At 58.2% G+C, this 13728-nt stretch carries 14 protein-coding genes; all 14 read right to left on the bottom strand.

Annotation, left to right across the window (positions count from 1 at the left end):
* Positions 1-93: 93 nt before the first annotated feature.
* Positions 94-1086 carry an RNA polymerase sigma factor RpoS gene (gene rpoS / locus VSX58_RS18080; protein WP_327615919.1) on the bottom strand — a complete coding sequence of 331 codons (993 nt, stop codon included), beginning with the start codon at positions 1084-1086 and terminating at the stop codon, positions 94-96.
* Between the two features lie 53 nt (positions 1087-1139).
* Positions 1140-2192, bottom strand: coding sequence for a murein hydrolase activator NlpD (nlpD, locus tag VSX58_RS18075; protein ID WP_327619310.1), 1053 nt, complete (start codon positions 2190-2192; stop codon positions 1140-1142).
* A 259-nt stretch (positions 2193-2451) separates the two neighbouring features.
* Positions 2452-3078 carry a protein-L-isoaspartate(D-aspartate) O-methyltransferase gene (locus tag VSX58_RS18070; protein ID WP_327615918.1) on the bottom strand — a complete coding sequence of 209 codons (627 nt, stop codon included), beginning with the start codon at positions 3076-3078 and terminating at the stop codon, positions 2452-2454.
* Positions 3079-3204: 126 nt separating this feature from the next.
* Positions 3205-4251 (bottom strand): tRNA pseudouridine(13) synthase TruD, encoded by a 1047-nt coding sequence (gene truD / locus VSX58_RS18065; protein WP_327619300.1) that lies wholly within the window; start codon positions 4249-4251, stop codon positions 3205-3207.
* A 2-nt stretch (positions 4252-4253) separates the two neighbouring features.
* On the bottom strand, positions 4254-4751 hold the full coding sequence (gene ispF, locus VSX58_RS18060) for a 2-C-methyl-D-erythritol 2,4-cyclodiphosphate synthase (RefSeq protein ID WP_327615916.1): 498 nt from the start codon (positions 4749-4751) through the stop codon (positions 4254-4256).
* Positions 4752-4962: 211 nt separating this feature from the next.
* A complete protein-coding gene (gene ispD / locus VSX58_RS18055) occupies positions 4963-5682 on the bottom strand; it encodes a 2-C-methyl-D-erythritol 4-phosphate cytidylyltransferase (RefSeq protein WP_327619299.1) in 720 nt (239 codons plus the stop codon).
* A 3-nt stretch (positions 5683-5685) separates the two neighbouring features.
* On the bottom strand, positions 5686-6015 hold the full coding sequence (gene ftsB / locus VSX58_RS18050) for a cell division protein FtsB (protein ID WP_327615914.1): 330 nt from the start codon (positions 6013-6015) through the stop codon (positions 5686-5688).
* Positions 6016-6280: 265 nt separating this feature from the next.
* Positions 6281-6613, bottom strand: a complete 333-nt coding sequence (locus VSX58_RS18045; RefSeq protein ID WP_327619298.1) for a DUF3561 family protein — start codon at positions 6611-6613, stop codon at positions 6281-6283.
* A gap of 53 nt (positions 6614-6666) precedes the next feature.
* The gene (gene cysC, locus VSX58_RS18040) at positions 6667-7353 is read right to left on the bottom strand and encodes an adenylyl-sulfate kinase (RefSeq protein ID WP_327619297.1); all 687 of its coding nucleotides are present in this window, start codon (positions 7351-7353) and stop codon (positions 6667-6669) included.
* Positions 7292-8737: a sulfate adenylyltransferase subunit CysN gene (gene cysN, locus VSX58_RS18035; protein ID WP_327619296.1), complete on the bottom strand. Its 1446-nt coding sequence runs from the start codon at positions 8735-8737 to the stop codon at positions 7292-7294. Before cysN ends, cysC begins: the two co-directional genes overlap by 62 nt.
* Positions 8738-8748: 11 nt before the next feature.
* A complete protein-coding gene (gene cysD, locus VSX58_RS18030) occupies positions 8749-9657 on the bottom strand; it encodes a sulfate adenylyltransferase subunit CysD (protein ID WP_327619295.1) in 909 nt (302 codons plus the stop codon).
* Positions 9658-9666: 9 nt separating this feature from the next.
* A complete protein-coding gene (cysG, locus tag VSX58_RS18025) occupies positions 9667-11109 on the bottom strand; it encodes a siroheme synthase CysG (RefSeq protein ID WP_327619294.1) in 1443 nt (480 codons plus the stop codon).
* A gap of 140 nt (positions 11110-11249) precedes the next feature.
* Positions 11250-11984 carry a phosphoadenylyl-sulfate reductase gene (locus tag VSX58_RS18020; RefSeq protein ID WP_327619293.1) on the bottom strand — a complete coding sequence of 245 codons (735 nt, stop codon included), beginning with the start codon at positions 11982-11984 and terminating at the stop codon, positions 11250-11252.
* A gap of 12 nt (positions 11985-11996) precedes the next feature.
* Entirely contained in the window at positions 11997-13712 is a 1716-nt protein-coding gene (gene cysI, locus VSX58_RS18015) for an assimilatory sulfite reductase (NADPH) hemoprotein subunit (RefSeq protein WP_327619309.1), read from the bottom strand.
* Positions 13713-13728: the final 16 nt, after the last annotated feature.

The raw sequence follows: 13728 nt of genomic DNA, 5'->3' as shown, positions 1-13728 counted from the left end.
GGGGCCGAAAACGCCTCTGCGCGGCGGCGATAGATCCATAAAAAATGGTGGGATATCCCACCATTTTTATTTCCATGTCACCTGCCGGCGGCATTACTCGCGAAACAACTCTTCAATATCCAGCCCTTGCACCTGGAGAATTTCCCGCAGGCGACGCAGGCCTTCGACCTGAATCTGCCGGACGCGCTCGCGCGTCAGACCAATCTCGCGGCCGACATCCTCCAGCGTAGCCGCTTCATATCCCAACAGACCAAAACGACGCGCCAAGACTTCACGCTGCTTAGCGTTCAGTTCGAATAGCCACTTAACGATATTCTGTTTCATATCATTATTTTGCGTGGTATCTTCCGGGCCGTTGTCTTTTTCATCCGCCAGAATATCCAGCAGCGCTTTTTCCGAATCACCGCCCAGCGGCGTATCGACGGAGGTAATTCGCTCATTCAGACGCAGCATGCGATTAACGTCATCGACAGGCTTATCGAGCTGTTCGGCAATCTCCTCCGCGCTTGGCTCGTGATCCAGTTTATGAGAAAGCTCGCGTGCGGTACGCAGGTAAACATTGAGTTCTTTTACGATATGGATCGGCAGACGAATCGTTCGGGTTTGATTCATGATCGCCCGTTCTATGGTCTGTCGAATCCACCACGTGGCGTAGGTTGAAAAACGAAACCCTTTCTCCGGGTCGAATTTCTCAACGGCCCGGATCAGACCAAGATTACCCTCTTCAATCAGATCCAATAACGCCAGACCGCGATTGTTGTAACGGCGGGCGATCTTTACCACCAGCCGCAGGTTACTCTCGATCATCCGGCGACGCGACGGCATATCGCCGCGCAGCGCGCGCCGGGCAAAATAGACTTCTTCTTCAGCAGTTAAAAGCGGTGAATAACCAATTTCTCCCAAATAGAGCTGAGTCGCATCTAAAACGCGCTGCGGAATCCCTTGTGATAATAACTCGTCTTCCGCCGAATCATTATCACTGGTATCGTCCTCTGCCAGCGCTTTATCTTCAAAAACGCCAAGTCCATTCTCTTCAAAATCAGCATCTTCATGTAACTCGTTAACTTTCAGCGTATTTTGGCTCATAAGTGGCTCCTACCCGTGATCCCATGGCAGAATACCGAAATACTCTGCCCGATTTATCGCTGCGGAAGAAAACGCAGCGGGTTTACGGATTTCCCCTTGTAACGAATTTCAAAATGCAAACGAACTGAACTGGTACCGGTGCTACCCATAGTAGCTATTTTCTGCCCCGCCGTGACTTCTTGTTGCTCCCGGACCAGCATGCTTTCATTATGAGCGTAGGCACTTAGGTAGTCATCATTATGCTTGATGATTATCAGATTACCGTAACCGCGCAAAGCGTTGCCCGCATAAACCACACGCCCACTGGCGGTAGCGACAACGGATTGCCCACGCGAGCCGGCGATATCAATCCCTTTGTTTCCTCCTTCCGAATCGGAGAAACTATCTATGACTTTCCCATCGGTGGGCCAACGCCAGCTGCCGACAGCAGCGGTATTGCTGCTGGCAACAGCCGCCGGTGCGGTAACAGGAGCGGTTGCTGCTGCCCCTGCCGTAGGTAACATCTTACCTACATTCTGTTTACCCGAATTATCAGAATACGCGTTAGTCGACTGAGAAGCAACCGGCATAGTTTGTATTTGACTATTCGCAGGCGTAGAAGAGGCGGCCGGCATAGACGGCGGCACCGGTACGCCGCCCGAAGCCGAGTCCGTTTTCGCCAACATGCCGCCGCCGCTGTTATTTATGCCGCCTGGCGCGGTGTTGCCGAGATTCAGCGTCTGCCCGACATTCAGGCTATAGGGCTCTGGAATATGATTGCGCTGGGCGAGATCCCGATAATCGTTGCCGGTGATCCAGGCGATATAAAACAGCGTGTCGCCGCGCTTGACCGTATAGGTATTTCCGCCGTTGTAGCTGCCTTTCGGAATATTGTTGTAACTGCGGTTATAAACGATGCGGCCGTCGCGGGTGGCGACCTGCGGCCCGGAGGATGCCGTTATCTGCGAGGGAGGAGTGGAGATCGCGCCGCTTCTGCCGCCGCCCGAACTTCCGCCGACGCTGCTGATCGGCGCGGATTGCGTATTATCGTGAGAGCATCCTGCCAACCCTAAGACAACCATCGTACAAACAGCGATCTGACGCAAATTCATCTTTCGGCTTCCCATGCGCCTTACTCCCCTATAGCTATAAAATTCAGTAATCAGTTCAGACATTTGTGGCTCATATCCATTGTAGCGTAGCTGAGTTCAGGTATTTTTCGACGGTTGGAATGAGAAAGATCGCCGTTTCTTCATCCCGGACGCATAAGCGACATCGGAGAGACAAAATCCTTATCTGATGCTAGCAATATCAGCACGTTCATACCATAAACCAGTTGTATGAAATCTTAAATTTCCGACGGCAGCGCGCGTCGCGGCAACCCTATCAGGCTAATTCGCCTTTTACTAGCGGAACAAACCGAACTGCTTCAACCGCTTGGATAATAAATTCTCCCGCGTGCCGTTTAACCACCTGTAACATTTGCGATTGCTCGCCAACCGGCAGAACCATTACGCCGCCCTCATCCAACTGTTCCAGCAGCGCGCGCGGGATCTCAGGAGGCGCGGCCGTCACGATAATCGCATCGAAGGGCCCGCGCGACGCCCACCCCTGCCAGCCGTCGCCGTGACGGGTAGACACATTATGCAAATCGAGCTGTTTAAGCCGGCGTTTCGCCTGCCACTGGAGTCCTTTAATACGTTCGACCGAGCAGACATGCTTCACCAGATGCGCCAGAATCGCCGTTTGATAGCCCGAACCGGTGCCGATCTCCAGGACGCGGGAAACCGGCGTCAGGCGCAACAGATCCGTCATTCTCGCGACCATGTAAGGCTGTGAAATCGTTTGACCGGAGCCTATCGGCAGCGCCGTATTTTCATAGGCCTTATGCTCAAAAGCCTCGTCAACAAAACGTTCTCTGGGTACGGCGGCTATCGCCTGCAGCAGACGCTCGTCCTGTATTCCCTGCTGACGCAATAGCTCCAGCAGCGTTTGCATACGCTTATTTACCATGCCCCGCTAACCTCTGCTTTGGTTAACCCCGTCGTCGATACGCTCATTTTCCCCCACAGGGTGAAATTTGCGGCCACAGTCATCGTTGTCGCCGGCATTCGTTCAAGAAAAAGGAACCGCGTTACATCAGGCGCTGATATCCACGTCCTGGCGCGAATTCACGATTTCGCGCACCACGCTGGTGGCGAAGCTTCCCGCCGGCAACCAGAATTTCAGCTCAACCGTCGCGTCGTCGTGCCACGCCCAGCTCATCTGCTGCGGATACAGTAATATCGCGCGACGGGCCGGTTCGACCCGTTCGCGCCGTAATAACGACAGCAGCGCTTCCTGACCGCTAAGATTTTCCTGTTCAAAAGCCTGCGCGTCATCCTGCGTGCCCAACGCGCCGTCGCCCGGCAGCGGCGCCGTTACCTGAAGTTCACCGCCGTCCACACGCGCCTGCAAGACCGGCAATTCATCAGGTTGGGCGACAAACCAGCTGCCCCGCCCCGTTAATTGCAGAGCGTCGCCGCATAAAACGGTTTTCGCCAACCGCTGCGTCAACCGCGCGCTGGCGACCTGATTAAACAACGCGCTGCGGCTGGCGGAAAGATAAAAACCGCGCTTATTGCGCTCTTTCACCCGGATTGCATTATCTGCCCAGAGACGGGCCTGCTCCAGATTATTGCCGTTTTTGCCGAATCGCTGGCTGCCGAAATAATTGGGCACGCCGTCCTGCATAATCCGTTGCAGACGGGCATTCACCGCTTCCCGTTCGCTTATTTCGCGCAGCACCAGCGTAAACGCGTTGCCCTGCAGTGCGCCAATACGCAATTTACGGCGATGGCGGGCGAATTCAAGCACCTCGCAGCCTTCCAGCGTGAAATCGTTTAAGTCGGGGGCAGCTTTCCCCGGAATATGGAGACAAAACCACTGTTCCGTAACCGCATGGCGATCTTTCAACCCCGCATAGCTCACCGCGCGCAGGGGCAGACGGGCGAATTTCGCCAGCGCTTCCGCGACAAACTGCGTATTGCAGCCGCGCTTGCGGATACGCGCCAGTATATGCTCGCCTTCGCCGTCCGGCCGAAACCCTAAATCCTCGACCACCGTGAAATCTTCCGCGCTGGACTTCAGCACGCCCGACGCCTGAGGTTCGCCATGCAGCCAGGTCAGCGTTGCACCCTTTTCCATATTTACCATGCGACGATTTCACCCGCTTCATTTCTTACCAGAAGCGCAACGGATTCGCAGGCGATTCCCTCGCCGCGCCCGGTAAATCCCAGCTGTTCGGTGGTGGTGGCCTTGACGTTCACGTCATCCATATGACATTGCAGATCTTCCGCCAGATTGACGCGCATTTGCGGAATGTGGGGCGCCATCTTAGGCGCCTGAGCGATAATCGTGACGTCCAGATTGCCCAGCCGATAACCCTTTTCGGCGATGCGCCGCCATGCCTCGCGCAGCAGCGCGCGGCTGTCGGCCCCTTTAAACGCAGGATCGGTATCGGGAAACAGTTTGCCGATATCGCCCATCGCGGCCGCGCCCAGCAGCGCGTCCGTCACCGCATGCAAAACGACATCGCCGTCGGAATGAGCAAGCAGACCTTGAGTATAAGGAATGCGCACCCCACCGATCACCAGCGGACCTTCGCCACCAAATTTATGAACATCGAAACCGTGACCGATACGCATCGTGCGTTCTCCTTATGACTTGAATAGGGTTTACCTAATTGCACAGCTATGCTGTAGTTTGCTGACAGACCCGTCTGTCAGCTCAAGATACTCGGGGCGTCCCTGCGGGAACGTCTCCCCGTGTTTCCCCCGACAAAAACGCGCGCGTTTTTGAACGCCGCTTGCGGCGGCCCGAAGGGCGAGCCCCGTCAACGGGCGAGGAATATCTGACTTAGTCAACAGCCTGATAGCTATGCCGTGAATTTGTTAAATAGAATTCGGCCAACGCCAGATCTTCCGGACGCGTGACTTTGATGTTGTCCGCTCGTCCGCTGACCAGCTGTGGATGATAGCCGCAATACTCCAGCGCGGAGGCTTCGTCCGTCACCGTCGTCCCGTCGCGCAGCGCCCGTTGCAGACAGGCCTTCAGTAGCGCGAGCGGGAATAACTGCGGCGTCAGGGCGTGCCACAGTTCGTTGCGCTCCACCGTATGTTCTATCACCATTCCCGCGCCGCGTTTCATGGTATCACGGACGGGAGAGGCCAGAATTCCGCCCGCATCACTATGCGGGATAATGCTCAGCAGCCGCGCCAGATCGTCTGGATGCAGGCAGGGGCGCGCCGCGTCGTGCACCAGCACCCATTCGGCATCGCCCGCATGATTGACTCCCGCCAGTACCGAATCGGCGCGCTGTTTACCGCCGATCACCGCGCTCACGCGCGGATCGGCGGCAATAGGCAAGGTTCGAAAACGGCTATCGTCAGGACTGATGGCGACGATCGCCCGGGTAACGCGGGGATGAGACAACAGGGCGCTAATCGCGTGCTCAAGAATGGTTTTGTCGCCGATGGTTAAGTATTGCTTGGGGCAGGCGCTGCGCATCCTGCTGCCGTTGCCGGCGGCAGGTAAGACAGCGACGACCTCAGGCAGAGAAGCAATCTGTTTTAACATGCGTTAGCGTGACGTATTGTTGGGTAAAGATGACGGAGCGGCGGTAGCGTTACGGTAACCGGATTCAGGAACCAGACGATAAAAGCTTTCACCGGGTTTGATCATGCCCAGTTCATTGCGCGCGCGCTCTTCAATCGCTTCCTGTCCGCCGTCCAGATCGTCGATTTCCGCGAACAGTTGTTCGTTACGGGCTTTCAGCTTGGCATTATTCCCCTGCTGAACGACAACGTCGTCTTTGACCCGAACATAATCATGAATACCATTCTTCCCTAGCCACAGCGAATACTGAAGCCAGCCAAGTATTATCAATAATAACAGCGTAAGTTTTCCCATCCCGCCCCCTGAAAAAACGCTTAATCATCCCATAACTTTCGCTTCGACTCCACACTGTCTGGCGGCGCGGCGGCAAGAATCGCCTCGAAGGACGGAAATAAGAGCGGAGCGACATGACATATTCGCGCCGCCGCGGGACATCAACCGAATAATAACGGCGCGCGGGTGCGGAAGCAGGCGAGCGTGCGTACGAAAGCGTTGCGGCCGAAAGTCGGACGGTCGGATAAAACCGATGTCCGTCCAGACAGCCCGTCGGGCGAATTTATCACCAGCCGGCGAGGAACGAGAACACCAGACAGAACAGGCAAATCACCGATAGCCCGGTTGCCGACAAGGCGTACCAGATACGTTGCGCCAGCATAAAACAGAACGCCACGCCGATGATGATCGACAGCGGCATCAGCGCCAGAAAAAACGGCCAGGTGTACAGCATCAGGAAAAACGCGGTATTGGCGCCGTAGACCAGAAAAGGAATAGCGAACGCCAGGCAGTAGAAAGAGAAGCCGGCGCAGATTCCCAGAAAGAGATACGAGACGCCGTCATCGTCGTCCCGTATTGCGCCGGTCTTGACGACCGTCAACTGAGTGACATTCTGCATAATTTTCCCCTTCAATTTCGTCCTCCCGCACGGGCGCGGGAGCGACGAAGCGATCAGAGGTTGATAATAGCTCGCTGGCTCAGCAGATCTAACAGCCGGTCGGTTAAATTTGTTACCAATTGTTCGCCGTCCAGATGAACATCCGGCGCCTCCGGCGCTTCATAGACGGCATCGATGCCGGTGAAATTACGCAGCTCTCCGGCCCGCGCTTTTTTGTAAAGCCCTTTCGGATCGCGCGCTTCGCAGGTTGATAGCGGCGTATCGACGAACACTTCAATAAATTGCCCCTCTCCCAGCAGATCCCGCACCATTTGCCGTTCGGCGCGATGGGGCGAGATAAAGGCCGTCAGCACCACCAGGCCGGCGTCCACCATCAATTTGGCCACTTCGCCGACGCGGCGAATATTCTCCCGCCGTTCCGCGTCGCTAAAGCCTAAATCGCGGCACAATCCGTGGCGGACATTATCGCCGTCCAGCAGATAGGTGCTGACCCCCTGGAGATGCAGCGCCTGCTCCAGCGCCCCGGCCAGGGTCGATTTACCCGAGCCGGACAGCCCGGTAAACCAAATAACCACGCCCTGATGGCGATGCAGGCGCTCGCGCTCGCGACGCGACACCGCGTGCGGGTGCCACACGATATTTTCATCGCCGGGCGGCGATGGATGACGTTGCGACACGTTACTTCCCTCCCAGCAGGTCACGCGCGCCCCAGTGCGGGAAGTGGCGGCGAACCAGGGCATTCAGCTCCAGTTCGAACGCGCTATAGGCGCCCGGCTCCTGATAGCTCTGTTCAATGGTTTCCCGTACCAGCCCCGCGCCCACCGTGACGTTGCTAAGACGATCGATAAAGATCATGCCGCCGGTAACGTGGTTCTGTTGATAATTATCCAGCACCATCGGTTCATCAAACGTCAGTTGGACCAGGCCGATGCCGTTCAACGGCAGGTTTTCCGTTACCCGCTGCGTCAGGGTGTTGATCTCAACCTGATACTGAATATTTTCCACCCGCGCGCGGGCTTTCTTGCCGCCGATCTTGATGTCATAGCTCTGGCCCGGCACCAGCGGCTGTTCCGCCATCCACACCACATCCACCAGCGCGTTGCGCACCGCCTTCAGGCTTTCCGCGGCGTCCACCAGCAGATCGCCGCGGCTGATGTCGATCTCATCGGCCAGCACCAGCGTAATCGCCTCGCCGGCCTGCGCCTGTTGCAGGTCGCCGTCAAAGGTGACGATGCGGCTGACGCTGGACTCAACGCCCGACGGCAATACCTTCACCCGCTGCCCGACGCGGACCACGCCCGACGCCAGCGTCCCGGCGTAGCCGCGGAAATCGAGGTTGGGGCGGTTCACATACTGAATCGGAAAGCGCATAGGCAGCTCAAGGCTGCGCTGCGCCACATTGACGTTTTCCAGCACGTCCAGCAGCGTCGGCCCTGGGTACCAGCTCATGGCGTCGCTCGCTCTGGCGACGTTATCGCCGTCCAGCGCGGAGATCGGCACGAAAGTAATATTCAGATCGGCAGGCAGCTGCCGGGCGAAATCCAGATAGTCCTGCTTAAACTGCTCAAACGCCGACTGCTGATAGCCCACCAGATCCATTTTATTCACCGCCACCACCAGATGGCGGATCCCCAGCAGGGTCGCGATAAAACTATGACGCCGGGTCTGATCCAAGACGCCTTTACGCGCGTCGATCAGCAGAATCGCCAGCTCGCAGGTGGACGCCCCGGTCGCCATATTGCGGGTGTACTGCTCATGCCCCGGCGTATCCGCGATAATGAATTTGCGCTTTTCCGTCGAGAAATAGCGGTAAGCCACATCAATGGTGATGCCCTGCTCGCGCTCGGCCTGCAGGCCATCCACCAGCAAGGCCAGATCCAGCTTTTCCCCCTGCGTGCCCAGCCGTTTGCTGTCGCTATGCAGCGTGGTTAACTGATCTTCGTAAATCTGACGGGTATCGTGCAGCAAACGGCCAATCAGCGTACTTTTACCGTCGTCGACGCTGCCGCAGGTCAGAAAACGCAGCAGGGTTTTATCCTGTTGAGCGCGCAGATAGGCTTCCACGCCCCCTTGTTCCGCGATCTGCCTGGCGATCACATTCTGTTGTTCAACAAACTGGTTCATTCGACGGCTCCTCAGAAATACCCTTGACGCTTTTTCAGTTCCATTGAACCGGCCTGATCGCGATCGATCGCCCGGCCCTGACGCTCGCTGGTGGTGGAAATCAACATCTCTTCGATAATTTCCGGCAGCGTTTGCGCATTTGACTCCACCGCGCCGGTCAGCGGCCAGCAGCCCAGCGTACGGAAACGCACCATACGCTGCTCGATCGCCTCCCCCGGCTGCAGATCGATACGATCGTCATCCACCATCAGCAACATGCCGTCGCGCTCCAGCACCGGACGCTCCGCCGCCAGATACAGCGGCACAATCTCGATATTCTCCAGGTAGATGTACTGCCAGATATCCAGTTCGGTCCAGTTGGACAACGGAAAGACGCGGATGCTCTCGCCCTTGTTGATTTGGCCGTTATAGTTATGCCACAGCTCCGGACGCTGGCTTTTCGGATCCCAGCGGTGAAAGCGATCGCGAAACGAATAAATGCGCTCCTTGGCGCGGGATTTTTCCTCATCGCGCCGCGCGCCGCCGAACGCGGCGTCAAAGCCGTATTTATCCAGCGCCTGCTTTAATCCCTCGGTTTTCATGATATCGGTATGCTTGGCGCTGCCGTGAATAAACGGATTGATGCCCAGCGCTTCGCCCTGCGGATTACGATGAACCAGCAGCTCGCAGCCGTACGCCTGCGCCGTGCGATCGCGGAATTGATACATTTCGCGAAACTTCCAGCCGGTATCCACATGCAGCAGCGGAAACGGCAGCGATCCGGGAAAGAACGCCTTGCGCGCCAGATGCAGCATAACCGAGGAGTCCTTGCCGATAGAATACAGCATCACCGGGTTGCCGAATTCCGCCGCCACTTCGCGGATGATATGAATACTCTCGGCCTCTAACTGCCGTAAATGCGTGAGTCGTTTCTCGTCCATTATTCTTCCTTAAGCCAAATGCACTACCGACGGACGGCTATCATGACGCGCCGTCAGCGCTTGCTGACCAAACCAGGCGATCTCATGGTGCAGATTCACCACTTCGCCAATCACCAACAGCGCCGGCGTCGGCACCTGCCGGGCCAATTGTTCCAACTGCCGCAATGAGCCGATCAGCACCTGCTGGTCGTGTCGGGTGCCGCGGCCGATCGCCGCGACCGGCGTTTCGGCGCTGCGGCCGTGGGCGATAAGCTGTCGAGCGATATCGGCGGCCTTCAGCGTTCCCATATAAATCGCCAGCGTCTGACGACTGCGCGCCAGCGCCTCCCACTCCAGCGCCTGGCCGTCATGGCGGCCGTGGCCGGTAATAAACACCGTGCTCTGGGCATAGTCCCGGTGCGTCAGCGGTATTCCGGCGTAGGCCGTCGCCCCGGCGGCGGCGGTAATACCCGGCACGACCTGAAAAGCGATGCCGGCCTGCGCCACCTGCTGCAGCTCTTCGCCGCCGCGGCCGAAAATAAAGGGATCGCCGCCTTTCAGGCGCACCACCCGTTTACCCTGCCGGGCCTGCGAGACGATAAGCCGATTAATTTCATCCTGAGAAACCGAGCAGCCGCCGGCGCGCTTGCCGACGCAAATCCGTTCGGCGTCGCGCCGCACCAGCTCCAGCACATCGGCGCTCACCAGGCTGTCGTACAGCACCACATCCGCCTGCTGAATAACCTGTAGGCCGCGCAGCGTCAGCAGCCCCGCGTCTCCCGGCCCCGCGCCGACCAGCGCGACCTCGCCCCGGCTGGCGGGGTCCTTTTGCTGTTCGTCCTGCTGCTGCTCAAGCTGATGCCGAAGCTCCTCTTCCGCCTGAGACATCCTGCCCGCCGCCACCAGATTGGCAAAACGCCCGTAGAACAGGCGCTCCCAGAAACGGCGGCGCTCGCCCGAAGAGTGCAGGCGTTGCTTGATACGATCGCGCCAGCCGCCCGCCAGTTGCGCCATGGCGCCCAGCGTGACCGGCAGCAAGGCTTCGAGTTTTTCACGCAGCAGGCGCGCCAATACCGGCGCCTGTCCGCCGGAGGAGATCGCCACCACCAGCGGCGAGCGATCGACGATGGAAGGAAAAATAAACGAGCACTTGGGCTGGTCGTCCACCACATTCGCCAGCAGACGGCGCTGATTGGCGGCCTCAAAGACGCGCGCATTCAGTTGGCGGTCGTCGGTTGCCGCGATAACCAGAAACACCTCCGCCAGCAGCTCGGGGGTAAAATGCCGGGCGACCCACTCCAGCCGGCCGGCCTGATGCTGCGCGGCCAAATGCGCCGACAGCGACTGGGAGACCACCTTTATCTCGGCGCCGGCGCGTTGCAGCAGTTCGATTTTGCGCGCGGCGACCTCACCGCCGCCGACCACCAGCACCGGGCGGTCGCGCAGGTCCGCGAATAGGGGAAGATAGTTCACAATCGCCTTAGCAAAGTTAAAAAATAGATAAAGTGACTATACGGTGCGGATGGAACACTTATGAAATGCCGAATTGGAATGACAAGTTCCGTAATGGAATAACCCGGGGAAAAAGCCGGGTAAACGCCCGGCTTCGCCATTCACCCTTCGTGCAGACCGCACTCGCGCTTGAGGCCGAAGAAACGGGTCTCTTCCTCGCTCATGCCGGGCTCCCACTTGCGGGTGGTGTGCGTGTCGCCCACCGAGAGGTAGCCCTGATCCCACAGCGGGTGATAGCCCAGGCCATTTTGCTTAAGATACTGATAAACCTGCTTGTTATCCCAGTCGATAACCGGCAGAAATTTGAACACCCCGCGCTGTACGGCCAGCACCGGCAGATGCCCGCGGCTGCCGGATTGTTCGCGCCGCAGGCCGGCGAACCAGGTTTTCACCTTCAGCTCGCTTAGCGCCCGGTTCATCGGCTCCACCTTGTTTATCTGGTTGTAACGCTCGATGCCCTCAACCCCCTGCTCCCACAGCTTACCGTAGCGCGCTTCCTGCCAGGCGGGCGACAGTTCGGCGCGGTAGACCCGAAGATTCAGTTTCAACTGTTCGGTCAGGGTATCAATAAACCGATAGGTCTCCGGGAAAAGGTAGCCGGTATCGGTCAGAATGACCGGAATATCCGGCCGTTGCCGCGTCACCAGATGCAGGGATAATGCCGCCTGGATACCAAAGCTGGAGGACAGCGCATACTCCCCCGGCAGATTCTCCAGCGCCCAGCTTATCCGCTCCTGCGCGGACAGCGCCTCCAGGCTTCGGTTAACCTCCGCCAGCGCCGCCGTCTGCTCCGCCTTAGGCAGCACATTGAGCGCGTCAAGATTAAGTTCAGACATCAGCCCCTCCTGTCAGTCATAGAAGTCGCGCGCGGGATCCAGCACCGGTTTGATAATGTTGGCGCGAATGGTGAAATCGCCGAAACCTTCATTATCTGTACGCTCCTGCGCCCATCGCCCGATAAGCCGGTCGATCTCATCGAGGATCTCCGCCTCGGTGATATTCTCGCGGTACATGCGCGGAATACGCGTGCCCTGCCGGTTGCCGCCCAGATGCAGGTTATAACGGCCGATGGCTTTCCCCACCAGGCCGATCTCCGCCAGCAGCGCGCGCCCGCAGCCGTTAGGGCAGCCCGTGACCCGCAGGACGATATGTTCATCCCCGACGCCGTGCCGCTGCATAATGTCTTCGACCTTGGTGACGAATTCCGGCAGAAAACGCTCCGCCTCCGCCATCGCCAGCGGACAGGTCGGGTAGGAAACGCAGGCCATGGAGTTTTTACGCTGTTCCGTGACGCTATCGTCAATCAATCCGTGCGCGCGCGCCAGCGCATCGATCTTCGCTTTACTGCGCGCGGGCACCCCGGCGACGATCAGGTTCTGGTTCGCCGTCAGCCGAAAATCCCCTTTATGGATTTTAGCGATTTCCGCCAGCCCGGTTTTCAACGGCCGGCCGGGATAGTCCAGGATGCGGCCGTTTTCGATAAACAGCGTCAGATGCCATTTATTGTCGATGCCCTTCACCCAGCCGATGCGATCGCCGCGGCTGGTGAATTCATAAGGGCGCACCGATTCAAACCGCACGCCCGCGCGTCTCTCCACTTCTTGCTTAAAGGTCTCGACGCCCACCCGTTCCAGCGTGTATTTGGTTTTCGCATTCTTGCGGTTGGTGCGGTTGCCCCAGTCGCGCTGCGTGGTCACCACCGCTTCGGCGATCGCCAGCGTATGCTCTACCGGAATGTACCCCAGTTCGCTGGCGGTGCGCGCATAGGTCGCCTTATCGCCGTGGGCGATCGACAGCCCGCCGCCCACCAGCACGTTGAAGCCGACCAGCCGTCCGTTGTCAGCGATGGCGACGAAGTTCAGATCGTTGGCGTGCAGATCCACATCGTTCTGCGGCGGGATCACCACGGTGGTTTTAAATTTGCGCGGCAGATAGGTGGCCCCCAGAATCGGCTCTTCGTCCGTGGTCTCGACCTTCTCCTGATCCAGCCAAATCTCGGCATAGGCGCGCGTGCGCGGCAGCAGGTGTTCGGAAATTTTCTTCGCCCACGCATACGCCTGCTGATGCAGTTCGGACTCCACCGGATTCGAGGTGCACATCACGTTGCGGTTAACGTCGTTGGCGGTCGCCAGCGAGTCCAGCCCTAGGCTGTTCAGCAGCTTATGCGCCGGTTTCACATTGGGCTTCAGAATACCGTGAAACTGGAACGTCTGGCGGTTGGTCAGGCGAATACTGCCGTACAGCGTATTTTCGGCGGCGTATTTATCGATGCCGAGCCACTGCCGGGGCGTGATAACGCCGCCCGGCAAACGGCAGCGCAGCATCATGGCGTGACGCGGCTCCAGCTTCTGCTCGGCGCGTTCGGCGCGGATATCGCGGTCATCCTGCTGATACATGCCGTGAAAACGGATCAGCAGAAAGTTATCGCCGTGAAAACCGCCGGTCAGACCGTCCAGCAAATCCTCGGCGATAGTGCCGCGCAGAAAGTCGCTCTCTTTTTTCAGGCGCTCGGCGTCAGCGAGTTTTCCTTCGACGACTAATGGGCCGGGATGTTTTTCACTCATCGCGGCGGCTTCATCT

Origin of the sequence: Brenneria populi (genome assembly GCF_036016195.1) — a bacterium.
Lineage (GTDB): Bacteria > Pseudomonadota > Gammaproteobacteria > Enterobacterales > Enterobacteriaceae > Brenneria > Brenneria populi.
The sequence above is the reverse complement of the archived record's forward strand: the minus strand, read 5'-3'. Positions and strand labels throughout refer to the sequence as shown.

Coding starts and splice junctions, on each gene's coding strand:
- VSX58_RS18070 (WP_327615918.1), bottom strand. CDS start 3,078: ATGGTAAATAAGCGTATGCAAACGCTGCTGGAGCTATTGCGTCAGCAG.
- cysI (WP_327619309.1), bottom strand. CDS start 13,712: ATGAGTGAAAAACATCCCGGCCCATTAGTCGTCGAAGGAAAACTCGCT.
- ftsB (WP_327615914.1), bottom strand. CDS start 6,015: ATGGGAAAACTTACGCTGTTATTATTGATAATACTTGGCTGGCTTCAG.
- VSX58_RS18045 (WP_327619298.1), bottom strand. CDS start 6,613: ATGCAGAATGTCACTCAGTTGACGGTCGTCAAGACCGGCGCAATACGG.
- cysN (WP_327619296.1), bottom strand. CDS start 8,737: ATGAACCAGTTTGTTGAACAACAGAATGTGATCGCCAGGCAGATCGCG.
- nlpD (WP_327619310.1), bottom strand. CDS start 2,192: ATGGGAAGCCGAAAGATGAATTTGCGTCAGATCGCTGTTTGTACGATG.
- ispD (WP_327619299.1), bottom strand. CDS start 5,682: ATGTTAAAACAGATTGCTTCTCTGCCTGAGGTCGTCGCTGTCTTACCT.
- VSX58_RS18020 (WP_327619293.1), bottom strand. CDS start 11,984: ATGTCTGAACTTAATCTTGACGCGCTCAATGTGCTGCCTAAGGCGGAG.
- ispF (WP_327615916.1), bottom strand. CDS start 4,751: ATGCGTATCGGTCACGGTTTCGATGTTCATAAATTTGGTGGCGAAGGT.
- cysD (WP_327619295.1), bottom strand. CDS start 9,657: ATGGACGAGAAACGACTCACGCATTTACGGCAGTTAGAGGCCGAGAGT.
- cysC (WP_327619297.1), bottom strand. CDS start 7,353: ATGCCCTGGTTCGCCGCCACTTCCCGCACTGGGGCGCGCGTGACCTGC.
- truD (WP_327619300.1), bottom strand. CDS start 4,251: ATGGAAAAGGGTGCAACGCTGACCTGGCTGCATGGCGAACCTCAGGCG.
- rpoS (WP_327615919.1), bottom strand. CDS start 1,086: ATGAGCCAAAATACGCTGAAAGTTAACGAGTTACATGAAGATGCTGAT.